The organism is Brevundimonas sp. NIBR11 (genome assembly GCF_027912535.1).
Taxonomy (GTDB): domain Bacteria; phylum Pseudomonadota; class Alphaproteobacteria; order Caulobacterales; family Caulobacteraceae; genus Brevundimonas.
The window spans coordinates 1,698,532-1,719,975 of the sequence record NZ_CP115465.1 but is presented as its reverse complement, the minus strand read 5'-3'; the positions used below and the strand labels follow the sequence as shown (position 1 = coordinate 1,719,975).

The 21,444-nt window shown below is 65.5% G+C and carries 38 protein-coding genes, 1 tRNA gene and 1 pseudogene; 26 read left to right on the top strand and 14 right to left on the bottom strand.

Annotated features, from left to right (window positions below; genetic code table 11):
• A complete protein-coding gene (locus tag O5O43_RS08710; RefSeq protein WP_271083494.1) occupies positions 1 to 267 on the top strand; it encodes a hypothetical protein in 267 nt (88 codons plus the stop codon).
• Between the two features lie 146 nt (positions 268 to 413).
• On the opposite strand, the gene O5O43_RS08705 is transcribed toward O5O43_RS08710, so the two are convergent.
• The 11 genes from O5O43_RS08705 to O5O43_RS08655 form a co-directional block, all read right to left on the bottom strand.
• Positions 414 to 626: a hypothetical protein gene (locus O5O43_RS08705; RefSeq protein ID WP_271083493.1), complete on the bottom strand. Its 213-nt coding sequence runs from the start codon at positions 624 to 626 to the stop codon at positions 414 to 416.
• Between the two features lie 10 nt (positions 627 to 636).
• Complete coding sequence (locus O5O43_RS08700) at positions 637 to 1,476, bottom strand: hypothetical protein (protein WP_271083492.1); 840 nt, start codon at positions 1,474 to 1,476, stop codon at positions 637 to 639.
• Complete coding sequence (locus tag O5O43_RS08695; protein ID WP_271083491.1) at positions 1,473 to 1,862, bottom strand: hypothetical protein; 390 nt, start codon at positions 1,860 to 1,862, stop codon at positions 1,473 to 1,475. Before O5O43_RS08695 ends, O5O43_RS08700 begins: the two co-directional genes overlap by 4 nt.
• A 374-nt stretch (positions 1,863 to 2,236) precedes the next feature.
• Positions 2,237 to 3,661: a DnaB-like helicase C-terminal domain-containing protein gene (locus tag O5O43_RS08690; RefSeq protein WP_271083490.1), complete on the bottom strand. Its 1,425-nt coding sequence runs from the start codon at positions 3,659 to 3,661 to the stop codon at positions 2,237 to 2,239.
• 178 nt (positions 3,662 to 3,839) lie between these two features.
• Positions 3,840 to 4,187: a hypothetical protein gene (locus O5O43_RS08685; protein WP_271083489.1), complete on the bottom strand. Its 348-nt coding sequence runs from the start codon at positions 4,185 to 4,187 to the stop codon at positions 3,840 to 3,842.
• Positions 4,184 to 4,378, bottom strand: a complete 195-nt coding sequence (locus tag O5O43_RS08680; protein ID WP_271083488.1) for a hypothetical protein — start codon at positions 4,376 to 4,378, stop codon at positions 4,184 to 4,186. The genes O5O43_RS08685 and O5O43_RS08680 overlap by 4 nt, the downstream gene beginning before the upstream one ends.
• Positions 4,375 to 5,145, bottom strand: a complete 771-nt coding sequence (locus tag O5O43_RS08675) for a GcrA family cell cycle regulator (protein ID WP_271083487.1) — start codon at positions 5,143 to 5,145, stop codon at positions 4,375 to 4,377. The genes O5O43_RS08680 and O5O43_RS08675 overlap by 4 nt, the downstream gene beginning before the upstream one ends.
• Positions 5,142 to 5,651, bottom strand: coding sequence for a hypothetical protein (locus O5O43_RS08670; protein ID WP_271083486.1), 510 nt, complete (start codon positions 5,649 to 5,651; stop codon positions 5,142 to 5,144). Before O5O43_RS08670 ends, O5O43_RS08675 begins: the two co-directional genes overlap by 4 nt.
• Complete coding sequence (locus O5O43_RS08665) at positions 5,651 to 6,208, bottom strand: hypothetical protein (protein WP_271083485.1); 558 nt, start codon at positions 6,206 to 6,208, stop codon at positions 5,651 to 5,653. The genes O5O43_RS08670 and O5O43_RS08665 overlap by 1 nt, the downstream gene beginning before the upstream one ends.
• A 50-nt stretch (positions 6,209 to 6,258) precedes the next feature.
• Positions 6,259 to 6,720: a hypothetical protein gene (locus tag O5O43_RS08660; RefSeq protein WP_271083484.1), complete on the bottom strand. Its 462-nt coding sequence runs from the start codon at positions 6,718 to 6,720 to the stop codon at positions 6,259 to 6,261.
• Between the two features lie 42 nt (positions 6,721 to 6,762).
• Entirely contained in the window at positions 6,763 to 7,074 is a 312-nt protein-coding gene (locus tag O5O43_RS08655; protein WP_271083483.1) for a hypothetical protein, read from the bottom strand.
• A gap of 424 nt (positions 7,075 to 7,498) precedes the next feature.
• On the opposite strand from O5O43_RS08655, the gene O5O43_RS08650 reads away from it, so the two are divergent.
• From O5O43_RS08650 to O5O43_RS08635, 4 genes are read left to right on the top strand one after another with little or no spacing between them, the layout of a single operon-like run.
• Positions 7,499 to 8,020 (top strand): helix-turn-helix transcriptional regulator, encoded by a 522-nt coding sequence (locus O5O43_RS08650; protein ID WP_271083482.1) that lies wholly within the window; start codon positions 7,499 to 7,501, stop codon positions 8,018 to 8,020.
• Positions 8,021 to 8,025: 5 nt separating this feature from the next.
• Positions 8,026 to 8,505, top strand: coding sequence for a hypothetical protein (locus O5O43_RS08645; protein WP_271083481.1), 480 nt, complete (start codon positions 8,026 to 8,028; stop codon positions 8,503 to 8,505).
• A 31-nt stretch (positions 8,506 to 8,536) separates the two neighbouring features.
• A complete protein-coding gene (locus tag O5O43_RS08640) occupies positions 8,537 to 8,758 on the top strand; it encodes a hypothetical protein (RefSeq protein ID WP_271083480.1) in 222 nt (73 codons plus the stop codon).
• A complete protein-coding gene (locus O5O43_RS08635; protein ID WP_271083479.1) occupies positions 8,755 to 9,123 on the top strand; it encodes a hypothetical protein in 369 nt (122 codons plus the stop codon). The genes O5O43_RS08640 and O5O43_RS08635 overlap by 4 nt, the downstream gene beginning before the upstream one ends.
• A gap of 85 nt (positions 9,124 to 9,208) precedes the next feature.
• Here the strand turns inward: O5O43_RS08635 and O5O43_RS08630 are convergent, their stop codons facing one another.
• Positions 9,209 to 9,619 (bottom strand): hypothetical protein, encoded by a 411-nt coding sequence (locus tag O5O43_RS08630; protein ID WP_271083478.1) that lies wholly within the window; start codon positions 9,617 to 9,619, stop codon positions 9,209 to 9,211.
• A gap of 78 nt (positions 9,620 to 9,697) precedes the next feature.
• The gene (locus tag O5O43_RS08625) at positions 9,698 to 9,964 is read right to left on the bottom strand and encodes a hypothetical protein (RefSeq protein WP_271083477.1); all 267 of its coding nucleotides are present in this window, start codon (positions 9,962 to 9,964) and stop codon (positions 9,698 to 9,700) included.
• A 172-nt stretch (positions 9,965 to 10,136) separates the two neighbouring features.
• Between O5O43_RS08625 and O5O43_RS08620 the strand changes: the two genes are divergently transcribed.
• The 18 genes and pseudogenes from O5O43_RS08620 to O5O43_RS08535 all read left to right on the top strand — a co-directional run bounded on the left by O5O43_RS08620 (position 10,137) and on the right by O5O43_RS08535 (position 18,869).
• Positions 10,137 to 10,457 carry a hypothetical protein gene (locus O5O43_RS08620; RefSeq protein ID WP_271083476.1) on the top strand — a complete coding sequence of 107 codons (321 nt, stop codon included), beginning with the start codon at positions 10,137 to 10,139 and terminating at the stop codon, positions 10,455 to 10,457.
• Positions 10,454 to 10,834 carry a hypothetical protein gene (locus tag O5O43_RS08615; RefSeq protein WP_271083475.1) on the top strand — a complete coding sequence of 127 codons (381 nt, stop codon included), beginning with the start codon at positions 10,454 to 10,456 and terminating at the stop codon, positions 10,832 to 10,834. Before O5O43_RS08620 ends, O5O43_RS08615 begins: the two co-directional genes overlap by 4 nt.
• Entirely contained in the window at positions 10,831 to 10,998 is a 168-nt protein-coding gene (locus O5O43_RS08610; protein WP_271083474.1) for a hypothetical protein, read from the top strand. The genes O5O43_RS08615 and O5O43_RS08610 overlap by 4 nt, the downstream gene beginning before the upstream one ends.
• Before the next feature lie 93 nt (positions 10,999 to 11,091).
• A complete protein-coding gene (locus tag O5O43_RS08605; RefSeq protein ID WP_271083473.1) occupies positions 11,092 to 12,048 on the top strand; it encodes a PD-(D/E)XK nuclease-like domain-containing protein in 957 nt (318 codons plus the stop codon).
• 104 nt (positions 12,049 to 12,152) lie between these two features.
• Positions 12,153 to 13,037: pseudogene (locus O5O43_RS08600) on the top strand (RecT family recombinase); the annotation flags it as partial.
• Positions 13,034 to 13,492, top strand: coding sequence for a hypothetical protein (locus O5O43_RS08595; protein ID WP_271083471.1), 459 nt, complete (start codon positions 13,034 to 13,036; stop codon positions 13,490 to 13,492). The pseudogene O5O43_RS08600 and the gene O5O43_RS08595, both read left to right, overlap by 4 nt.
• Positions 13,489 to 14,409 (top strand): DNA cytosine methyltransferase, encoded by a 921-nt coding sequence (locus O5O43_RS08590; RefSeq protein ID WP_271083470.1) that lies wholly within the window; start codon positions 13,489 to 13,491, stop codon positions 14,407 to 14,409. Before O5O43_RS08595 ends, O5O43_RS08590 begins: the two co-directional genes overlap by 4 nt.
• Positions 14,406 to 14,912 (top strand): DNA N-6-adenine-methyltransferase, encoded by a 507-nt coding sequence (locus O5O43_RS08585; RefSeq protein ID WP_271083469.1) that lies wholly within the window; start codon positions 14,406 to 14,408, stop codon positions 14,910 to 14,912. The genes O5O43_RS08590 and O5O43_RS08585 overlap by 4 nt, the downstream gene beginning before the upstream one ends.
• Complete coding sequence (locus tag O5O43_RS08580; RefSeq protein ID WP_271083468.1) at positions 14,909 to 15,184, top strand: hypothetical protein; 276 nt, start codon at positions 14,909 to 14,911, stop codon at positions 15,182 to 15,184. Before O5O43_RS08585 ends, O5O43_RS08580 begins: the two co-directional genes overlap by 4 nt.
• On the top strand, positions 15,177 to 15,533 hold the full coding sequence (locus O5O43_RS08575) for a hypothetical protein (protein ID WP_271083467.1): 357 nt from the start codon (positions 15,177 to 15,179) through the stop codon (positions 15,531 to 15,533). The genes O5O43_RS08580 and O5O43_RS08575 overlap by 8 nt, the downstream gene beginning before the upstream one ends.
• Entirely contained in the window at positions 15,530 to 15,874 is a 345-nt protein-coding gene (locus O5O43_RS08570) for a hypothetical protein (protein WP_271083466.1), read from the top strand. The genes O5O43_RS08575 and O5O43_RS08570 overlap by 4 nt, the downstream gene beginning before the upstream one ends.
• Positions 15,864 to 16,064: a Lar family restriction alleviation protein gene (locus O5O43_RS08565; protein ID WP_271083465.1), complete on the top strand. Its 201-nt coding sequence runs from the start codon at positions 15,864 to 15,866 to the stop codon at positions 16,062 to 16,064. Before O5O43_RS08570 ends, O5O43_RS08565 begins: the two co-directional genes overlap by 11 nt.
• A complete protein-coding gene (locus O5O43_RS08560) occupies positions 16,054 to 16,692 on the top strand; it encodes a Lar family restriction alleviation protein (RefSeq protein WP_271083464.1) in 639 nt (212 codons plus the stop codon). The genes O5O43_RS08565 and O5O43_RS08560 overlap by 11 nt, the downstream gene beginning before the upstream one ends.
• 380 nt (positions 16,693 to 17,072) lie before the next feature.
• Positions 17,073 to 17,651: a hypothetical protein gene (locus O5O43_RS08555; protein ID WP_271083463.1), complete on the top strand. Its 579-nt coding sequence runs from the start codon at positions 17,073 to 17,075 to the stop codon at positions 17,649 to 17,651.
• Complete coding sequence (locus O5O43_RS08550) at positions 17,652 to 17,894, top strand: hypothetical protein (RefSeq protein WP_271083462.1); 243 nt, start codon at positions 17,652 to 17,654, stop codon at positions 17,892 to 17,894.
• Entirely contained in the window at positions 17,891 to 18,277 is a 387-nt protein-coding gene (locus O5O43_RS08545) for a hypothetical protein (RefSeq protein ID WP_271083461.1), read from the top strand. The genes O5O43_RS08550 and O5O43_RS08545 overlap by 4 nt, the downstream gene beginning before the upstream one ends.
• Positions 18,274 to 18,675: a thermonuclease family protein gene (locus tag O5O43_RS08540; RefSeq protein WP_271083460.1), complete on the top strand. Its 402-nt coding sequence runs from the start codon at positions 18,274 to 18,276 to the stop codon at positions 18,673 to 18,675. The genes O5O43_RS08545 and O5O43_RS08540 overlap by 4 nt, the downstream gene beginning before the upstream one ends.
• The gene (locus O5O43_RS08535) at positions 18,672 to 18,869 is read left to right on the top strand and encodes a helix-turn-helix domain-containing protein (RefSeq protein ID WP_271083459.1); all 198 of its coding nucleotides are present in this window, start codon (positions 18,672 to 18,674) and stop codon (positions 18,867 to 18,869) included. The genes O5O43_RS08540 and O5O43_RS08535 overlap by 4 nt, the downstream gene beginning before the upstream one ends.
• 59 nt (positions 18,870 to 18,928) lie before the next feature.
• Here the strand turns inward: O5O43_RS08535 and O5O43_RS08530 are convergent.
• Positions 18,929 to 19,020 (bottom strand) — tRNA-Ser (locus O5O43_RS08530).
• Between the two features lie 165 nt (positions 19,021 to 19,185).
• Between O5O43_RS08530 and O5O43_RS08525 the strand changes: the two genes are divergently transcribed.
• The 3 genes from O5O43_RS08525 (at position 19,186) to O5O43_RS08515 (ending at position 21,382) form a co-directional block, all read left to right on the top strand.
• The gene (locus tag O5O43_RS08525) at positions 19,186 to 19,491 is read left to right on the top strand and encodes an SCP2 sterol-binding domain-containing protein (RefSeq protein WP_271083458.1); all 306 of its coding nucleotides are present in this window, start codon (positions 19,186 to 19,188) and stop codon (positions 19,489 to 19,491) included.
• Between the two features lie 83 nt (positions 19,492 to 19,574).
• Positions 19,575 to 20,789: an acyl-CoA dehydrogenase family protein gene (locus O5O43_RS08520; RefSeq protein WP_271083457.1), complete on the top strand. Its 1,215-nt coding sequence runs from the start codon at positions 19,575 to 19,577 to the stop codon at positions 20,787 to 20,789.
• 86 nt (positions 20,790 to 20,875) lie between these two features.
• Positions 20,876 to 21,382, top strand: coding sequence for a DUF3828 domain-containing protein (locus tag O5O43_RS08515; protein WP_271083456.1), 507 nt, complete (start codon positions 20,876 to 20,878; stop codon positions 21,380 to 21,382).
• Positions 21,383 to 21,444: the final 62 nt, after the last annotated feature.

The window sequence follows — 21,444 nt, the reverse complement described above, 5'->3', positions numbered from 1 at the left end:
ATGAACCGCGTCATCAACCCGGAACTCGACAACACCAAGCGCGGGATTGCCGCCATGATCACAGCGCTCGTCCATACGATGAACGAGACTGATCCAACTTTTCAGCGCCGATTCCTGGCTCGGCTCGATCAGGCCGAATATTCGCGCCGCAACAGCGAGCGCCCGGCCGAAGTTGACGAGATGGAACTCTACAGCTGGACGTCGTCGTTCATTACGGGCTTCGACTTCGTCACCGGCAAAGGCGATCCCCTCTACACCGGCGACTAGCCTCCTCGTCGAAAGCACTGATCCAGCCATCCCCGCAGGTCAGAACATGGTCGGCGCCGGAAACGAAAAAGGCCCCGCCGAGAGGGAGGGGCCGATCTGGGGCGCGTCTTGCGCTATGGCCTTCTGCGCAGGTTACCGTTCCGGCGTCAAGGCTTCAGCATCCCAACGTCACGGTAAACTTCCAAGACCTGCTCGCGCGTCAGGGCGTTGGGGTTCGCCTGCACCTGAGAAATTGCGTCCCTTGCGATCTCGTTCGCTTGGTCCTCGGTGAGGGCGCCAGCCTTGATCAGGCCTCGGAGTATCGCCGCATTGAGCGCCATTCCGGCAATACCAATCGCCGCGGGGTCGTGAGCTGCCATGGTTCTTCTCCTATTCTAAACCGTAAGTGATAGCGCACGCGTCTAGCGCGAAGATCAAGTCCTCTCGGATGCGCGCCTTCACCGAACCTGATGTGGTCATGTCGCTCAGGTTATCGCCTCGGCCTGCGATGTAGTTGAGCGCGAATATGGCGCGCGAGGCCGGGTGGCCCGCCGGGAATGAGGGCAGGGCGGCCCGTTGCTCCCCGGTCGGCGCGTCGACCCCGCAGATCATGCAGTGGATCCCGAAGACCCGCTCTTCGATCTCCCGACGCTTGGCCGCGTATCCGTCGCCGCCGTGGTTGGGCTTTCGCGTCTGGTCGATCGACGGCGGCGTCAGGCCTTTCTCCGGGTCGATGGCCTCGTAATCGGTCCGGTAGCGGAGGCCGGCCGCGTGCTGGATCGCCGAGATGGACTGCGAGGTCCGCAGGGTTTCCAGCCCGTCGCGCGACGTGATTTTCACACGGGGGAGAGGGCGCGGCTCCAGCTTGCCTTTGTCGTCCTTGCCTTGGACCCACTCTACCGACGCTGTGTTGCCCCGACGGTTCTCAAGGGCCACGGTCTCGTCAGCCTGGGCGCCTCGCTCCACCACCAAGGCGGCGAGGTCGATCTCAGCGTTCAAGGCCGCCATGGCGTCACGACCGGCCTTGCGGCGGACGAGGTCATTCGAGGCCTGGTCTGCTTCAGCCTTGAGCATCCGCAGGGCTTGGTTCTTCGTCAGCGAGACGCCCCGGACGACGATCACCTCGTCATCGTTCGCGCCCAACAGGTGGTTGTCGTTCGCCCCGATGACCCGAGGTGCGCTCGGGCCCTTGCGGTGCTGGCGCTTCTTGCGTTGGCGGGCGGAGGTCATGCTGCAGCTCCTTGGGCGAACAGGTCAGTGGGCTTGGGGTCGTTGGCGGCCGGCGGGGTGATCCCGAATTCGGCGAGGATTTCGGGCGGAACACGGCAGTCGGGCGAGCCTGGGCGCGGTCCAGCGTCGTCGGTGGGCCAGTAACGGTTCGACCGAAACTCCCGGACCCAGCGGCGCCAGCGGTCGGCTTCCGGCGTCGTCCGGCGACCGGCCAGCGACGCGGCGGCGGTGCGCGGCGCCTTGGCGATGGCTCGGCGCGCCCAGGTCCGCCAGCAGGCGTCCCAATCCCGGTTTCGGCCATCCTTTGCCGTCCACCAGTCGCGGAACTGGCGGGCTTCGTGGGCCAGGTCGAGGTTAGCCCCAGCTTCTCGGGCCTCGGCCTGCATCAACGACACCAACTCGGCAGACGGGCATCCGGACGGCAACGACGTTTCGGGCTTCCGCCGCTGACGGCCCTCGGGGGGTAGGGGGGTATTATCTACGCGGGGGTGGGTGTGGGGTTGGGGGGTCTGGGGGGAAGGGGAGAGGGAGGGGGAGGCCGGTTCGCCTGACGCGTCAGAACTGACGTCAGAACTGACGCTCGCTGACGCTTTCTGACGCTGACGCTCCTCGTAACGGGCCTGCCTCTCGGCACCCTTCGACCGTTGGCGAACCTGGGCGACAGCAGCGGCTGGCTCGCCTTGGGCTTCGGCCACGCGGAGGATCTGCTCGGCCGTCAGGCCGAGGTCCACAAGCTCGCGGAGGGCTGCAAGGCTCAGGCTCATGCGGCCCTCCGGTCTTCAATGAGGTCGATCTCGGCGCGGTAGGACTGCGGCTCCGCGCCCTCCGAGCCGTGGCGGTTCTTGGCGACGATGACGTCCATGTGGGTCCGCAAGCTCTCGACCTGCATCTCCCACTCGAAGTGCGCGCCGTTCATCCCGGTCGGGTCAGGCTTCGGCTCTGCCTTCTGAAGGTAGTAGACCTCGCGATAGGGGAAGAGGACGGCGTCAGCGTCCTGCTCGATGGAGCCCGACTCTCGCAGGTCCGACAGCATCGGACGCTTGTCGTCGCGGCTCTCGACCGATCGGTTGAGCTGGGACAGCAGGAGGATCGAGATCTTGGCCTCGCGTGCTAGGTTCTTCAGGGCCCCGGTCATCTCGGCGATGGCGCTAGCCTCGTTCCGGCCGGCGAGGGCGGGGCGCTTCATCAGCTGCAGGTAGTCGATCCCGATGGCGCCAAGGTCGCCGCGGCGCTTCATCGCCCAGACGGCGCGAGCTACGTCCTCGACGGACACCCCGGCCCGATCGCGGAGCCAGAGGTTTCGAGGAATGCGGTTCTTGGCGCGATGAAGTGCGGCAAGGTCGAACGATGTGAGCGGCCGCACCTTGGCGATGTCCGAAAACGACACTGGCTGATCCTCGTCGACCGTCAGGCGGGACAGGGCACGGTCGTTGAGCTGGTCGGTGTCCATCTCCAGGGAGAAGCCCGCGAACAGCTTGTTCGAGTTCATGATGGCGGCGCCGTAGAGGACGTTGCCCAGCAAGGCAGTCTTGCCCATGCCTGGCCGCCCGGCGAGGACGATGACCGAACCCGGCATCAGGCCACCGAGGCGCTTGTCGAAGCTGGAGAGGCCGGTCTGGATGCCCTTGGGTTTCCCGGTGGCGACCTCGATCTCGAGCCGGTCCATGCGAGCTAGGGCGGCATCGTTGGCGTTGACGAACAGTGCGTCCTCGGGGGCAGAGCCGCGCTCGGCGTCTTCCAGCGCGGCACGGGTGGCGGCGATCGCCTCGAACCCAGACAGATAGTCGGCATAGGCGCGCGTCACGGCCTCATGGCCCATGGTTATCAAGCGCCGTCGGATGGCCGCGTCGGCGATCTGGAGAGCATAGTCTGCGGCGAGTTTCGGCGATCCGGCCTTTTCGATCAGGTCACCAAGACCCGCCGCGCCGCCGAAGTCACCCCAGGCGGGATCGTTGGCCAGTTTGCCGGACAGAAGAGCGCTATCGGCTTGGCCCTGCTGCTGGATGCCTTCGCAGGCCGCGGCGAAGAGGCGTTGATAAAACGGTTCGGAGAAGTCAGCCGCCGACACCCGGTCCTGAACCTCGCGGAGCGCGGTCGGCTCATAGAGCAGGATGCCCAGCAGCGCCTGCTCCGCTTCAAGGTTGGCCGGGAGAGAGAGGCCAGGGTTCTGGTCGCGTGGATCCATTACTCGGGTGCTCCCGAGAACAGGGGGCCACACCGGACGGTCTCAGCACGGGCAACAGCAGCGTCCGCCCAGCGCGTCAGCTGGTCAGCGATCGCCGGGTATCGCTTCGCCCGAGCCTTCGCCTCCCGGCGAAGCATCGAGGCGTAGTGCTGTTCGAAGGCTACGAGGTCTTTCCGGTTCACTCCGGCCCTCCGTCGTTGGCCGCTTTGGTGAACAGCCGCTCTGCATTGGCTTTGCTGATCGCCCGAGGCAGGACGCTATCGTGCGCTGCGGCCAGAGAGCCGAAGAACGCCACGGCGCCGGCATCGTCCTGTACGGAGACGAACAGCGCGCGGATTTTCCAGGCAGCTGCCTTGAGCCACTCCAGCCGTTCAGCCGGGTCGTCGAAGTTCAGCGCGGCGCAGTTCACGCGGGCGCGGGCGTCCTCTCCGATCTGGAGCCTGCGGAGTTCGCGGACTTGGGTCTCGGCCTTTCGCTCCCGGCGGCGGTCAATCCGGTCGATGATGCGGTTCTCGGCGCGGCTCATGCGATCCACCCCTCGGCTTCGTTGTCGTTCATGGCCTTGCGGGTGATGCGACGCAGAGCGACGGTCGCCGCCGTCTGGGCGGCGCTGATGCCACCGACGTCACGGATGACCCGGAGGCTTCCCTCGATGCGGCTGGTCTCGATCACAATGGTCGCGGCGATGTTCTTGGCGCGGGCAGCGGGCTCGGTCATGCCGCCCTCCGAACTGAGCGGATCAGGTCGCGTGCGATAGGGATGCCGTTCGGTGCAGCCCGCTGGCGGTGTCTGTCGCAGTAGGTCTGGGTGGACTTGGTGCGCTCGCCGATCACAGGCTGGCCGCAGCAGAGTTGTTCAGCCCGGCGGTCCGGCTCGCCGACTGGCCAGGAGCATTGGAAGGCTCGGCGGTTGATCAGGGGGATTGCGTCGTCGTTCGCTGGTTCGGCTGCCTGGAGGATGGACTGGAGACCGGCCATTTGGGCATCGGCTCGTTTCTTTGCTGCCTCAGAGGGTGATGTAGCCCGGCCAGCGAAAGGCGACTGATCGGCGGGCTTTGGGGCCTTGGGCTTGAATCGGTCGCCAGTCCTGCCGACGTGACGGTCACGCGCAACGATCGGAGCCTTCGGGAGGCGTGACGGGGCTGAAGCTGGCTCCCGGCCCACGCGAGACAGCCCGAGCCGGTGAACCTTGCCGATAACAGCAGCCCGGCCGACCTTCAGCTTTGCGCCGATAGTCGAAGCGGACAGACCAGCAATCCACATCTTGGAAAGCTCCGCCACTTTAGCAGGGTCGCCCCAGGTGCTCTCGGGATCGACCTTCGGCTTGCCGGCTGGGCGTTTCGCCAGCTCGCGGCGGCGCGCGCGATAGCGGAGTTGATCCGGACTTACGCCGATCATTGCGGCGATTGCTTCGCTTGGTGTCAGGAGCGCCCACTGCTCATCGAGCACGTCGTCCATGTCTTTGGTCCAGTGTACGATCGTCATGCTGCCCTCGGGGTGAAGTTCAGGGGATCCCAGCGTCCGGCATCCTTGGGGAACCGGGTCCTGACGGCGTGGAGCCACAGACCGAAGGCGTCCGCTTCGTCGGGGACGGCTGGGTTGAAACCGTAGGCGCGGGCGGCGCGGACCATTTCGTCCTTGTCCGCCCGACCGGAGCCGGTGAGGGCCTTTTTGACCGTGACCGGGAAAACCTCGGCGCATTCGACTTTGGCGCGGTTCGCGACCATTTCGGTGATGCCGGCGAGGGCGTGGAGCTTGCGTGTGACGTGCGTCGTCACGCTGGAGGCGAGGATGGGTGCCTCGAAGAGCAGAAGGCTCGGCTCGACCTGGCGCACCTTCTCCGTCAGCCAGACCTCAAAGGCGATGAGGAAGGAGCCGACGTCCTCGCCGGTCTTCGGCAGGCGGATATGACCGATCGTCGGCAGTTCGCCGGTGTCGGGCTCTCCGAAGCAGAAGCCGGTGCAGGTGGCCAGGTCGAGCGCGAGGTACATCAGGCGGCCTCGGCTTCCGGGGCGGCGCTGTCGTCGTTGGCGGTGTCAGGCGTTTTGGTGAAGTTGGCGGCAAGCTCGGCCTGCGCCCTCTTCCAGCCCTGCGAGAAGTCGGGGTGATGCGGCGGGGCGATCCAGTCCGGCGGGATCTCGTCCTCACCCCGGCGGCCCATGGCATAGCCGTGCGCGTCGGCGTCGACGGCATCGCGGGCGGTGTCGCCCAGGCCGAACAGATCGGGCTGCGTTCCAGCCGGCAGACCGGCCCAGATGCGGAGTTGGGCCCGGCGCTCCTCCTCGGCCACCAGGTCGCGTCGGCTGGCCTTGCCGTCGTCGAGGATGGACTGCAGTTCCTTGCGCTTGAAGCCATCGGCCTTCGCGTCGCGGAACATGTCCGTCATCGTCGACTTCTCGGCGTCGTAGGCGGCCTTGGCGATGGCGACCTTGTTCTCCTGGCCCCTCAGCTTGTTGAGGTGCGACAGGAAGTTCGCTTCCTCGTTCGCATTGGGGATCGACGGGGACGAACCGGCGTCGGGCGGGGTCTCTTTCAGTTTCCTGGCCATCTGGCCCTCCTGTTCGACCGGTCAGCGGGCCGGTCGGTCCCGTTGGTGGTTCAGGCGGCGCGGCGAACGTCGTGGGCAGCGAGCATCTTGCTGCGGAGGCCGGCGCGGATGATGGGGAGGCGGGCCTCTAGCTCGGCGAGCTCCGTCTCGCAGACGGTGAACTCGGCGGGAGAGACGATGCCGTCGGCGACCGATTTCTCGATGGCGCTCAGGGCGTCCGAGGCTTCACGGATCAGGCCGCAGGCATGGTGCAGCGGATCGGCGACGACCAGGTCGGGTTGATCGACTTCCGCCGTGAGCGCATCGCTGTATTCGGTCGTGCCCCCGACGATCTGCAGTGCGCTGATGACGTCCGCCGGCATGATGCGGTCGGGCCGATTGGGGTTTTGATACAGCGACAGGTCGCTCTCCCCGACGCGGCAGTGCTTCGCCGCCTTCTTAGGTCCGCCCAGGTTGTCGATCAGCCGGCGGGCGAGCGCGGCGTGCTCCAGGAAGGTCAGACGTTCGGCCATGCTTTGTTCTCAGGCTCTATTGGCGTGACGGCGGGGCCGCCCTCAGGCGACAGACGGATTGGGTTGTTCAGGAGGCGAGACGTGCGGGTTCGCGGCGTCAGGATGTGGCTGGGGCATGCCGATGGCGCAGATGACGCGCATGGGCCGCTTCTGGAGGTGCAGAGCCTGTGCGGCCTGATCCTGGGCGAGGAGTTCGTCCAGGAGCGGTATCGACGGAGCGACAATTTTTGCGAGATGCGCGAGCGCTTCCCGCGCCCCCACCTCGTTGCCGTCAACAAACGCCTCCTGGATCAGGACAAGGCAGTGAAAGGCGGCCCGCGCGTTGAAGATGGCGGCGGCCTCAGACCGTCGCACCGGTGCCTCCCATGAGAAGGCAGCCCCGACCGTGGGGAGCTAGTCGACGGCCGGGGCTGGCGACACCCTGGAGGGGGCGGGAAGAGTGTCGCGTCTCAGCGAGGGGCATGGCTCACGCCGCCTCTGATTGGGGGAGGGTGTCGTTGGCGGGGTCAGCCTTGGCCGCAGCAACGATACGTTCGAGCGTCTGGACCGCCTTCGGCCGCCAACCAGCGCGCTGCCAGTCGATCAATGTCGTGTACGGAACGCCGCTTCGCTTAGAGAGAGCGGGCAGGCCCTCCTCATTCGCGACGGTTTCGATAGTTCGGATAAGGCGGCTGAGGTCGTCCATAAGCCAAGTAATACGAAAGCTCGTATTTTGAAGCAAGCGAAATACGAAACATCGAAGTTACGATTTGTCGTAGCGCATGCCATAGAATGGTCCATGCAACTCGCGGAGCGCCGGCGCGCGCATTTCCTTGACTGGCTGGACACGTCCGACTGGAACGCCAAGTCGCTCGCTGAGCACGCGGGCATCCCGTACACGACGCTGCATAGCTACACGAAGTCGTCCGGCTCGCCGACGCGTAGCCTCCGGGGTGATACCGAGGCCCAGCTAGCCAGCGCAGTCGGACTGCGGATCGAGGATCTATTTGGCAGCCCGTCGCCCACGAACTTCATCCGCCCCTGGCGGCTGTCGCGCTTCTGGACCGAGGCAGAGCTCGCGGAGAAGATCGGATCGGACGAGGCTTACGTCCGCGGTGTGGAGGCCGGCGAGATTCCGCTTTCACCGAAGGTCTTGGCCCGTTTTGCCGATGCGTTTGGGGTGGGACAGGGACGGCTCAGGACCGACCCAGACGACGTCAACGTTGAGGCGGCAGAACTCTTCTCTGACATTGCTCCAGAGGATAGGCCCAGGGCGCTAGAGATGCTTCGAGTATTCAAACGGACGGGGACCGACGGATGAGATACTTGGCACCGATCGCGCTCACGGTGATGCTTGCGGCTTGTGGATCTGGCGCAGGCGACCCGAAAGCGACGCCCATCACGCCTGAGCTGCTTGAGGATGGCGCCCAAGTTCAGCGGATCGCCAACCGTTTGGAGCCTACCGACCGGGCAGCCTTCACTCGATATGTGGCCGGCCGCGCAATGGGTAACGCTATGGGCATTCCGCCCCTCGTAAACGAGGCGGGCAAGGATCCATCAACGGTCGCCGAGGCGATCGAACTCATTAATCGCGCCGACGCAAACATTGCCGAGGTCAACAGGCTTCAGTTGGAGATGGAAGCGAAGCGCGCCCCCTTGTCAGCGGAACGCGAGAGCCTTCTGGCTGCCGCCGAGGCTGCCGGTTGGGCGCCGGGACCAACGCAGGCAGCAAATGCCAAGGGCGACGAGATCAACAGGCTGCAGGACGAATACCAACAGCGCATAGCGGCGCTTCAACGGCATTGACCCCTCTCATGCTGGGGCAGGGGGAAGCATCTTGAGCGATCGTTTAGACGACAGCCCGGTGACATGGGGCGATCTACGCTCGGCGGTGCGCGATCTGGCCGAGTTCGCGATGGTTGCTGCGTCTGAGCTGACAATCATCGCCAACAAGATATCCAAGGGAGAGGAAGTTGATCCGGACCAAGTGCCCGATCACCTTCTGAAATTAGCGCAGGCGTTGGAGGACAAATACGAACTTGATGAGGCTGGCCAATGATCGAAGAGGACGACATTCGCCGAAAGGCCCCTCACTGGTTCGACACCGCCCGCCGCCCCTTGAAAACGGGAGGTGGCAGTGGCACCTCTGATGGCATGGAAGAGCGCGTCACCCGCCTAGAGACGCATTTCGAGTATTTCCGGAGGGATCTTGATGACATCAAGACGTCCCTCAAAAAGCTCGACGATCTGCCTACTAAGCGGGACCTCACGAACAATCTCGTTGCGATCGTGACGATTGGTCTTGCGGTAGTGGCCATCACTATCGGCGGCATCATCGGCGGTCTTGCATGGCTGGATCGGCCCGCCAACTCCTCTGAGCCTTGGGCGAACGATCCAGTCGTCCAGTCCGCGCCACCTCGCTAAGCCGCATCTACCTCCCAAGGATCAGACATCAGAACGCCGGCCCCGTGAGGAGCCGGCGTTTGTCGTTTCAGCGGTGTGTCGAAGATTAGTGCATGCCGGCGGCGCTGCGCTCGATCGGACCCAGCAGGCTCGACGGGACCATCACCGTCAGGTTGGCATTGGCCGGGTTGTCGCAGCTCTTGCTGTTGTAGATCGACATGAGGTGCGTATGGCGGCGCTCGGCGACAGCCAGGGCATCGCGAGCCGACATGTAGTTGCCGACTGCGGCGGGCCAGAAGAACAGAACGGCCGCGACGTTAGCGCCGTTGACGCCCTGGTCGCTCTGACCATCGGCCTTGATCTCGTCCAGCTTGGCGAATTCGGCGCGGAGTTGAGTGCAGGTCATGGCCTGATCGCCTGGCTGCATCACGTTGACCTTCTCGGTCGTGGTGCAAGCAGTCGTTGCAAACAGCATTGCGGACGCGGCGCAGAGCGCCACGGTGTTGCGGATAGTCATTGAGAAGCCCCCTCGGCTTTGAACACTCTCGCGACTCTGCGAGGAACCGTGACGCTAGCCGACAATCGGGAAGCGAGTCTAGGCGGCTTCGCAATCCCAAGGATCGGAGCAGGGCTCCGCACCCGGCACCTGGCCAATGGTCGAGATCATAACCGGCTCGCCCCATAGGTCGATGTCGGGCTCGCCTGTCAGACTGAACACCGCAACGCCGTCCGCCGCGCCCGCGAGTATCTCGCCGCCGGTCCGCGCGCGATCCTCCGTATGAAACTCGTGCACGAGCCCGGCCTGCAGCAGCCCTTGTCGGCACCAAAACGGCTGGGCGCAGTAGATCGTCTTTCTGGCCATCTACGTCTCTCCCTTCGCTGTTAACGAATCTCCAGTCTGCGAAAGGAGTCGAGTCCCGCCCTAAGCGGCGGCGTCCGTTTCTGACGCACCACGCCAATACGAACAATCGTATTTTACGGTTGCGCGGATACGAAACATCGTATTTAGTCTCCTCACACACGGAGACCAACGCATGTCGCTTCACCACCTCCAGACCCCGACCGTGCCCCCGGCTTTTGCCGTCGGCGACGCGGTGGAAATCCCGGTCCGCTACTTCGACCACGGCCACGGCTGGGGCTCGGCTCGCATTGAGGACAGCTGGTCGCGCATCGACGTCGACTGCGCTGACGGGGAGGGGGCCCAGGGCTTCCTTCGAGGGACGATCCTTCGCCCGGCCTACGTCGGCGGGAAGTGGGAGGTTTCCATCGTCAACGGTCTGGCCGGGGCGAGCATCGACCTGAAGGCCGAGAGCATCCGCCCGGCGGCTGCTCAAGACCTGCGGGTGGCGGCATGAACGCCTTCACCTTCCCGTCGCCGGCTGGACGCCCCGCTGAACCGATCCTCCGCCCGGCAAACGAAGACGCGGGCTTCCGCCCTCTATCGTCGATCCTGCCGACCGTCGTCGGTGACGTGTTCGCGACCCTGACTTCGTTCGAGCCTCGCTATGGCGTGCAGGACGGGATGATCATCACGCTGTCCTCGGGACGGCGCCAGACGACGGAACAGGCCCGCCGCGCGCTCGGCCATTACCTCCAAGACGCGCTGACCGTGCCGCAGTCGGACCTCGTCGACATCGACCTGATCCACGTCGCGCATTTGGTTCGCGCCATCCGGGCGGCCGAGGGCACCGACAAGACCCCGCCGACCGAGCCCATGGCGGTGGCGGCGTGATGGCCCGCGAGCATCCGCTGGGCGTGGTCTGGCACTCCGAGTGGGAGGGCGTCGAGCGTCGCCAAGCCGCCCTCCGCGTCGCCGATCGCAAGCGCCGGATCGTCCGCCAGAAGCCGCCCCTGATCGACCGCATCCGCATCTGGATCGGGGAGTGCTTCGGATGATCGCCCTCTGGATCGCCGCCGCTGCCTTCGTCGCCCTGGTGGCCGCCAAGGTTCACCGCGTCTTCACCGCACCCCATGACCCGGAAGACTACTATGACTGCTGAGACCGCCTATACCGGCAAGATCATCCAGGCTCCCGGCTCCTACATCGGCATGTCGATGGAGGCCTACCACGGCCAGCCCTGCGAGGGCCCGTCGATCTCATCGTCCGGCCTGCGCACCATCTGGACCGAGAGCCCGGCGCACTTCTGGGCTCACTCCAGCCTGAACCCGAACCGCGTCCCGCCGAAGGAGAACGAGGCCTTCAACGTCGGTCGACTGGCCCACAAGCTGCTGATCGAGGGCAGGGAAGGGCTGGAGAAGGACTTCTCCATCCGGCCCGACGAATGGGACGACTACCGGACGAAGGCCGCACGCGCGTGGCGCGACGAGCAGCTGCTGGCCGGCAAAACGGTCGTCACCGAGGACGACCTCGCCGACGTCACCGGCATGGCGGACAGCCTCGGACGTCACCCCCTCGTCAGGGCGGGCATTCTGGACGGCAAGGTCGAGCGCTCCCTGATCTGGAAGGATGAGGAGACCGGCGTCTGGCTCAAGGCCCGGCCCGACGTCATCCCGAACGCCTCGGGTCTGGTCGCTGACCTCAAGACCACGACGAGCGTCCGCACCGACGCGCTGGAGAAGTCCCTTGGCGCGTTCGGCTACCACGTTCAGGCCGCGCTCGTCGGCATGGGCCTCCGCGCCACCCTCGGGATCGAGATGGAGGAGTTCGCCCTCGTCTGGGTCGAGAAGGAAGCGCCCTGGTGCGTCCGGATCACGACTTTGACCGGTGCCGATATCGAGCGGGGCCAGCATCAGGTCCGCGCTGCGCTTCGCACCTTCGCCGACTGCCTGTCGTCTGGCCGTTGGCCGGGCCCCGGCGGCGACCGTCAGGACGCCGAATACCTTGCCCTCCCGACCTGGGCCGCCAAGCGGATCGACACCGAGCTCGAGCTGATCGCGGCCGAGACGCCGGATAACGACAACCACCTGACCGACGAGGCCGCGTAGTGACCGAAGCCGCCACCCAACTGACCGTTGTCGAGCGCCAACCGCGCTCGGTCCTGGTCGATATGTCCGGCCGCTACGGGATGGAGCCCGCAGCCTTCGAGGCCACCCTCCGCGCCACCGTCTGCAAGGGCAACGTCAGCCGCGAGGAGTTCGCCGCCTTCCTGCTGGTCGCGAAGGAGTATGGCTTGAACCCGATGACGAAGGAGCTCTACGCCTTCCCAGCGAAGGGTGGTGGCATCCAGCCCATCGTGTCGATCGACGGATGGTCTCGCATCATCAACGACCATCCGATGTTTGACGGCATGGACTTTGAGGACGTTCGCGATGGCGACGACCTAATCGCCATCACCTGCCGGATGCACCGCAAGGACCGCGGCCGCTCCATCGAGGCGACCGAGTACATGTCGGAGTGCAAGAAGGCGACTGAGGTCTGGCGGACCTGGCCGCGTCGGATGCTCCGCCACAAGGCGATGATCCAGTGCGCCCGGTACGCCTTCGGTTTCTCCGGCATCGTGGACCCCGACGAATACGAGCGTCAGATGGCCGTCCGCGACGTGACCCCGCGCGAAGGGCCGAACCTGAAGGCCCGTCTCGCTGCCCCCGTCGACGGCCCCTCCGAAGGCTTCAACACCGTCCATGCCGAAGTGCTGGGCGACGATGACATTCCCGCTTTCGACGCCGCTCCCCCGGTGTCGGATGAGCCGACCGCGTCCGATGATAATCTCCCTCTCTCGGATGCGGTCGGCGAAGGGGAGGCGGCCGGCTCCGAACAGGCAGAAGCCCAAGACACGGACCCGGCCGCCGATCCCAACCGCGCCATAGCGGACAAGCTGATCGCCGACCTGGCGTTCGAGTCCAAGGCCGAACTGCTGACCATCCAAGCGAGCGGGAAGTACCGCGGCTTCGTCGCGATGCTGAAGGTGACCCAGCCGGAGAAGGCCGCCGAGGTCGAGAGGGCCATGCAGGATGCACTGGATGCGTTCGGATGACCGACCGCAAAGCCCTCACCCGCACGCAGATCATCACCCTGTGCCAGCGCCAAACCGAAGCCCCGATCCTCTGCGGATGCGGCTGCGGTGTCGCCTTGGACCCAGTGAACGAGCGCGTGGTCGATGAACACGTCCTGCCGCGAAAGTTGACCGAGCAAGGTTGCGAGGGCGAGCGCGACATCATCGATAACCGCGCCTTCTACCGCTGGCCCTGCGCCCTGGAGAAGACAAAGGCGGACCTCGCGACGATCGCCAAGGCCAAGGCCCAAGGCGGCGAGACGGGTCAATACGCCCGCCGGCAGAAGCGAGGCGGCTCCAGCATCAAGGGCCGTCCCGGAGGCGGCTGGCCTCCAAAGGGATCGGTGAAGCTGCCGAGCAAGAAGCGGCTCCAGGGTGTCACCGCTCTGGATGACCGCGACGACAGGTACGGAGCCGAAGGCGGAGTGAACACATGATTTCCTCCCCCAACCCAGAGAGGGAAATGCGGGTGCTGGACCTGTTCAGCGGGATTGGCGGGTTCGCGCTGGGTCTGGAGCGGGCTGGGTTCGAGACCGTGGCTTTCTGTGAGATCGCGGAAGCTCCCCGACACCTGCTGGCGACGCACTGGCCTGACGTGCCGTGCTTCCCCGACGTGACCACCCTGACCGGCGAACAAGTCGGACCCGTGGACGTCATCTGTGGCGGCTTCCCCTGCCAGGACATCAGCTTCGCCGGGAAGGGCGCGGGCATCGAGGGCGAGCGATCGGGCCTCTGGAGGCACTATGCACGACTGGTTCGCGAGCTACGACCCCGCTACGTCATCGTGGAAAACGTCGCAGCGCTCCTTGGTCGAGGACTTGGAGACGTTCTCGGAGACCTGGCCGCGCTCGGGTACGATGCGTGGTGGGACTGCATACCAGCTGCCGCCGTTGGCGCCCCTCACCGGCGCGACCGGCTCTGGCTTGTTGCCTACCCCGGAGGCGTCGAACACCAAGGCTACGGCGATGCGCTCCGGCGGGAGATCGCCGCGGGACTTCTTGAGGCCGATTTGGCCAACGCCCCATGGCTTCAGCGCGGACGGTCGGAGCAACGGACCGAGCGGGAACGAGCTGGGCCGCGCCGTCAATCGATCGCTGTGGCCGACACCCAGGGCGAACGGCGCGACGGGAGCGGGAAGGGGACCGAACCTACAGGGTGGCGAGAACCTTCAGACGGCCGTTGGTGGCTCTCTGAACCCGACGTGGGTCGAGTGGCTCATGGGGTTCCCGCTCGAGTGGACCGCCTGCATGGCCTCGGCAACGCGGTCGTCCCGCAGATCCCGGAAATCCTCGGCCGCGCCATCCTGAGCGCCAGGTCCGCCTCCACCCCCTCCCTTGAAAGGACAGCAGCGTGAGCCAGTGGGAAACACCGGGCGCGTCTGACGAATGGTTCACGCCGCCGCATGTGTTCGCGGCGATGGGTGTCCGGTTCGATCTGGACGTGGCGCATCCGAACGGCCTGACGACGCATGTCCCTGCCGCTCGCGTTCTGTGGGCAGACAGTCTCGCTCAGGGCTGGAGCGGCTTCGTCTGGATGAACCCGCCTTTTGGCGGCCGGAACGGGCTGGAGCCGTGGCTGGCGAAGTTCTTCGACCACGACAACGGCGTCGCCCTGACGCCTGACCGCACGTCGGCGCCCTGGTTCGGCTCGGCCTGGGAACGCGCCGACGCGGTGATGTTCACGCCCAAGATCCGCTTCCTCCGTCCGGACGGCACCGAGGGCAAGTCGCCGGCCAACGGGACCGCGCTCTGGGCTTCAGGAGCACTTGGCGTTCGCGCTCTCACCAACGCCGCTGAAGCGGGTCTAGGCATCCTCGCCAGTCCGGTCGCGGTCCACCAGCAAAGGCTCGCCGCATGACCACCCAAACCGAAGGCGTGAAGGCGGGGCATACGGCTAAACCTTTGACGCCGCTCCAGTCTGAAACGCTGGGCCTGATCCGCGACGGCAAGGTCTCTCAGGTCAACTGCGGGACGGCGGCTTGGCGCACGTTCGGGGCCTCTCCGACGGTCGTCGGCAAGCTCATGTCGCTGGGTCTGGCGAGGTGGCCTACCGCTGGAACGGGCGGTGTGGCGGTCCTGACGGATGCAGGCGAAGCCCTCGCCAAAGCCCAAGGCCCTTCCAATGGGTGAGGTGGGGAAACTGATCGAGAGGCTGGAGTCGGCTCCGCGAGGAGATTTTGGTCTGGACCATGATGTTCATGTCGCGTTGAACCTTTCTCGCGACCGCTTGGATGGCCTCAAGCGCGCTGATTTGCCGGAAATCACCACCTCCCTAGACGCAGCCCTGTCTCTGGCTGAGCGGGTGCTGCCGGGGTGGAACTTCTCGATGGCGACCGGCGTCGGCACTGACGGCCCGCCTTGGGTTCAGGCCTACCCTGTTCCATTCGACGAGGACAACTGCTGCGACGCGGAGTTTGCTGAAACGCTCCCGCTCGCCCTCTGCGCCGCCATCCTCCGCGCGAAGGAGCAAGCCTCGTGACCCCCGAACCCAAAGCCCCCGCGTCTGATCTGGATGCGGCTGTGGGGCGGATTGGAAGGCTGGCGCGCGGGGATCGTCGCGTCGAGTTCGACACGATGGGTTGTCTCACGGGGAGAGACCAGGCCGACCTCCGCCTGATCCTAGACGCCCTATCCTCTCAATCCCAAGCGGCCGAGGGGATGGCTAAGGCGCTGGAGGACATTTACCGCAACTCATACGTCGGCAAGGCCGGAAAGCCAGTGATGCGCAGCAAGTACTGCAACTATCCGGCTCACCTCTATCACGCCGCCCGCACCGCCCTTTCCCAGTACCGCACCCTTGGAGACCGCCATGTCGATTGATCTGGAGCCATGCCCGTTCTGTGGTGACCGCGACAGCGTGACCGATATCTTCACCCGAGACGGCCGCAAGATCGTCTGCCGGTGTGGCGCTTCGATGATCCGTTTTCAGCCTAACGCCTCGGAGAAAGCGGCAGCAGCCTGGAACCGTCGCGCCCCTATCCGCACCGTTGGAGAGCGCCATGTCGGCTGATCTGGAGCACGACGCACTGGAGCCTTGTCCTTTCTGCGGATCGAAGGACATTTATGTGCAACCCGATGAGCGGGGCAGCGGCGGACAATGGGTCTATCCCGTTCACGTCGGCTGCAACGCGCGAACAGGCTGCGGCTCCGGTCACGCAATCGGCGACGACATCGAGACCGCCGTCGCCGCCTGGAACCGCCGCGCCGCCCTGTCTCCAGCCCCGGAAGCCGGGGAGGAGGGGGCGGACATCAAGTCGATCAACGAACGACTTCGGCATAACCCCGCATTTTACAGGGTCGGAGAGTTTATCGATGGCCGTCCCGTGCTGTGCGAACATGGCAGCACAGACGCGAACAACCTCTGTCCATACTGCGAAGGCGAGCAACCGTATCCCGGTCGACTTCACCCGCCAGAAGCCGCCCTATCCTCGACCCGCTCCGCTGGAGAGCGCATCGGCTGGGTCAAGCGGATCAACGAGACGCATCCCATCGGCCTCAACCAGCCTTCAGACTGGCGCTTCACCCCGAACAAGCCGGTGCTGGAAGACGGTCTGAAACCCGAATGGTTCGACATCCGCGAGGTAATCGCCCTCCACCCCACCGACCCGGCCACGCGTAGCGGGAGGGAAGGGGAATGAAGTGGTTCATCGTCGGCGGCCTGATACATTGCGCGGTGTGGCCGATCATCACTTGCCAGACCCCTTGGGGCGGTCTGATCGGAACGGCGCTCTGCACCGCGTTCTGGTTCGGTCAGATTAGCGCGCGCCCATCCCCCACCACAGAAGGGGGCGACCATGGCCGGTGAGCGCCTGGGTCTCTGGCTCGCGTCATGCGGCGCTCAGTCGGGCCGAAACCTCAACATCACAACCTACGTCACTCGCGCGACAAGCCGAGAGGACGCCATCGGTCAAATGGTTCGCGAGACTGCCAAGCCTGGCGTCACGATCAGCGCACCTGATGCCTATGACCTGAGCGAGACCGCAATCAAATGGGTCCGCGATACTCAAGAGGACCGCCCATGACCCACCAGACGGTGACTGTGCCTGTCGATGACGTGTTTGTCAGCGCTTGTTGCAAAGGCGAGCGCTGCATCTGTGGGCGACCCGCCATCCGTAAGATCGGTGAGGAGATCATGCCGGATGATCCGGCACCCATCCGCCACAACCTGACCGCCTACGTCTGCGCAGAACATTTCGCCCTGCTTCTAGGCCCTGCGGCCGCACGGTCCGTTGGTCTGTCCGCCTCCCCGCCAGCGACCGCCGCTCCGGGAGGGGTGGCGTCCGTGATCGTCCCGCTCAACCGTGCGCCGTATCCTCGCGCGTTTCTGGACGCGATCAACGGCTTCGCCACTGGCGGGTCGGGGCGCTGCCGAGAGGCAATCGAGGCCGAGGGAGCCATCCTCGCCGCTCTACCCCAAGAGACAAAGGGGTGGCGGGATAGCCTCGAGGCCGTCGCGGACGATCTTCGCGCCATCTCTTGCGAGGTTCAGAACGCCGGACACGGCCACTGGTCTCGCCCGCTTTATTCCGACGCGCTGACCCTGGAACGTCTCCTCGCCGCGCTCCCTTCCCCGCCTGTCGTATCGGAGGAGGGGTGAATGGCTGACGTTGATGGAAAGGCCGTGGAGGCCCTGTTTGAACGGCTCGCTCTTGCGATGGTCGGTGTGCAGGCCAATGTCGGATTCGCTGCGCTTTCAACCCTGATCGCTGGCCAAGCAAGCGTCTGCGCAGGAACCCGGAGCGGGGCTGAGGAGATCATTCGGGCGATTGCCTCCGATGCTACGGCACAGATGCAGGAGGACTTCGACTTCTTCCGCGAAACGCAGTCGGTGCCTCAATGACCGCCCCCGACCCCGTGGCGCTGGTGGAGCCGACAAGCGCATTGAGCCGCGCACCCATCCCCGCGCATCTGCTAGCCGTTGCGCTCCTTACCATCGAATCCGACACTGTCGTCACGGTAGGCGAGCGCCGCATCCATGCCGAAAACCTAGCCGTCATGGCGGCCGGTCTCATCCAGTCCCAAGCCGCTAGGATTGCGGAGCTGGAGGCGGGGCTGAAGCCGTTCGCAGCGTGGGCAATCTCGTTTGACGGCGATGCGGTCGAGTATCCAGCACCGGACACGATCTGCCTAGCCATCCGGCACAACCCTTCACACAAGACCAAGCTGACGGTCGCCCACCTTCGCCAAGCCCGTTCCCTGCTGTCAGAGGGGGAGGGGGCATGATCCAGGTCGCAGTCCTTTGCGCCACGCTGGCCTTCCATGATGGGGACAGTGGCCGGGCGTGCGGCCAGCGTTTCCGCCTCCAGGGCGTCGACGCCGGCGAGACGAGCAACACCCGCTGCCGGACCCGGCCTCAGGTCTGGGCGTGCTCACCGGTCGCTCGTCGCTACGGACCGATCGCTCGGGCCCGCGTTCGCCAACTCGTGGCCAACGGCGCCCGGTGTATCGACACCGGGGAGCGGTCCTATGACCGCCTCGTCGTCCGCTGCACCGTAAACGGCCGGGATCTGGGCGCCATCCTCGTTCGCGAGGGCCTGGCGATCAGCGAGCGAGGATTCGGAGACAGATATCGGGCGGAAGAGAACATTGCCCAGCGCGATCGTGTGGGGGTGTGGCAATGAGCGCGGCTAACGACAACGGCTTCAAGATCGCCTACTCGCCAGAGGAGGCCGCCGAGGCGATGAGCCTGGGGCTCTCGACCATCTATGCGATGATGGCTGAAGGCCGGCTGCGGAGGGTCAAGGTGGGGCGCCGGACGCTTATCCCCAGATCATCTCTGGAGGCGATCCTGACCCAAGAGCCAGACGCGGCTTAGGGCGCAGCTTAGGGCGGGACCAAATCTCGCCGCTCAAACCCTGTGGTGGTGGAAAGTTCTGGCGGAGACGGAGGGATTCGAACCCTCGATACCCCTTACAGGGTATGACGATTTAGCAAACCGTTGCCTTCAGCCACTCGGCCACGTCTCCGGCAGGCAGGCTCGATAGCGGAGCCCGCGACCCGGCGCAATGCGCCGCGATGCAATGTTTGCGGATCGTGTCCTGCGGCCCCGCGCCCGGTTTCCCCGACGTGATCTTGTGAGGCGGCGCGGGGAGGGATAGGCATTCGCTTCAACCTTCTCAGGGAGACGCTCCATGGCCGATCTGGCTCAAGTCACCGAACACATCCGCGGCGCCGTCGGCGACAACTCCGGTCTGGGCAAGACCGTGAAGATCGACCTGGGCGATGTCGGCAAGATCTTCATCGACGGCGCGTCCGTGCCGAACACCGTCACAAACGACGACAAGCCCGCCGACGCCACCGTCTCGATCGGCTGGGACGACTTCATGGCCCTGTCGTCGGGCGCCCTGGATCCGATGATGGCCTTCATGCAGGGCAAGCTGAAAATCGCCGGCGACATGATGATCGCCCAGAAGCTGGCCCCGCTGCTGAAGCGCTAGTGGTCCGCTTATAAAAGCTATACGTCACGACGGCGCGGTCCCTGCGGATCGCGCCGTCCGTCTATCGGGGAAGGAAAACGACCATGGACTTCAAGCACTCGGACAAGGCCCTGCATTGGCAGGAGCGGGTCAATCGCTTCCTGGCCGACAAGGTCGCGCCGCGCGCCGCCGACTACTGGGCAGACATCCATCGCGACCACACGGTCCAGTCCCCGACCATGGAAGCCCTGAAGGCCGAGGCGCGCGACGCTGGCCTGTGGAACATGTTTTTGCCGGGCGACCACGGCGCGGGCCTGACCAACCTCGAATACGCGCCGCTCGCGGAGGCCATGGGCCGCGCCGGCCTGTGGACTCCGGAGGTGTTCAACTGCAACGCCCCTGACACCGGCAATATGGAAGTGCTTCATATGTACGGGAACGCGGACCAACAGGAGCGCTGGCTGAAGCCCCTGATGGCCGGGACCCTGCGCTCGGCCTTCCTGATGACCGAGCCGGCCGTGGCCTCGTCGGACGCGACCAATATCCAGACCTCGATCGTGCGCGAGGGCGACGACTACGTCATCAACGGCCGCAAATGGTGGTCGACCAACATGGGCCATCCGAACGTCGGCATCTCCATCGTCATGGGCAAGACCGACACGGGCGCCGCGACCCACCAGCAGCAGTCCCAGATCCTAGTCCCTACGGACACCCCCGGTTTCCGCATCGAGCGGATGCTGACGGTGTTCGGCTATGACGAGCGACCGATCGGCCACGCCGAGGTCGTCCTCGACAATGTCCGCGTCCCCGTCGAGAATCTCATCGCGGGCGAGGGCCGGGGCTTCGAGATCGCGCAAGGCCGCCTCGGGCCGGGCCGTATCCACCACTGCATGCGCGTGATCGGCGCGGCGGAGCGGGCGCTGGAGTTGATGTGCGAGCGTCTGCTGAACCGCACCGCCTTCCGCAAGCAACTGGCCGAGCATTCGGTCTGGGAACAGCGCGTCGGCGAGGCGCGCACCAATATCGAGATGTGCCGCCTGATGGTGCTGAAGGCCGCCTGGATGATCGATCAGGCCGGGGCCAAGAACGCCAAGTCCGAAATCGCCCAGATCAAGGTCGCGGCGCCCCGCATGGCGCTGCAGATCATCGACGACGCCATCCAGGCCTTCGGCGGCGCCGGCGTCTCGGCCGATACGCCGCTCGCCGAGATGTACGCCACGGTGAGGACCCTGCGTCTCGCCGACGGCCCGGACGAGGTGCACAACCGCACCATCGCCCGCCTGGAATACGCCAAGCACGGCGGCAAGCCGGTGCACTGACGACCCCCGCCGCGTCGAAGTCGTTGACTCGGCTGGCGAAACTTACGACGGTCTTTCTGCGCCGCTTGTGGCTGGGGAGATCGTCGATGCGCGTATTCATTCTGGCCGCCATGGCTGCGACCCTGACCGCCTGCCAGCCGGCCGAGACCAAGTCTCCGGAAACATCGGAGACGCCCGCCGCCGCCGCCCCGGCCGCCGCCGCCGACGCCGAAGCCTTCGTACGTGGCGTCTATGCCTCGATGGCCGCCGACGGCCCCGCGCCGCTGGGCGAGCAGGCGCTGTGGTCCGCCGCGACCTGGCAGGCGATGAAGACCTACGAGGCGGCCGCGCCCGAAGGCTACAACTCCGATCCCCTGTGCAATTGCCAGGATCCGATGGGTCTGGCGATCAGCGATCTGTCCGTCACCCCGACCGGCGCCGCCAGCGCCGACGCCGCCGTCACCATAACCCAAGGGGAGGCTCAGACCTCCATGGTGCTTAACCTCGTGCGCGAGGCGGCCGGCTGGCGGATCGACAACATCACGCGCGAGGGCGACCCCGACTTCAGATCGGAACTGGCCATGTGGACCGCCGAGGCCCAGACCGCGGGTTGACGCCACGCTGCTGACGCCCGGTGTCAGCAGTTGGACAGAACCGCTCTTGAAGGCAACGAAAG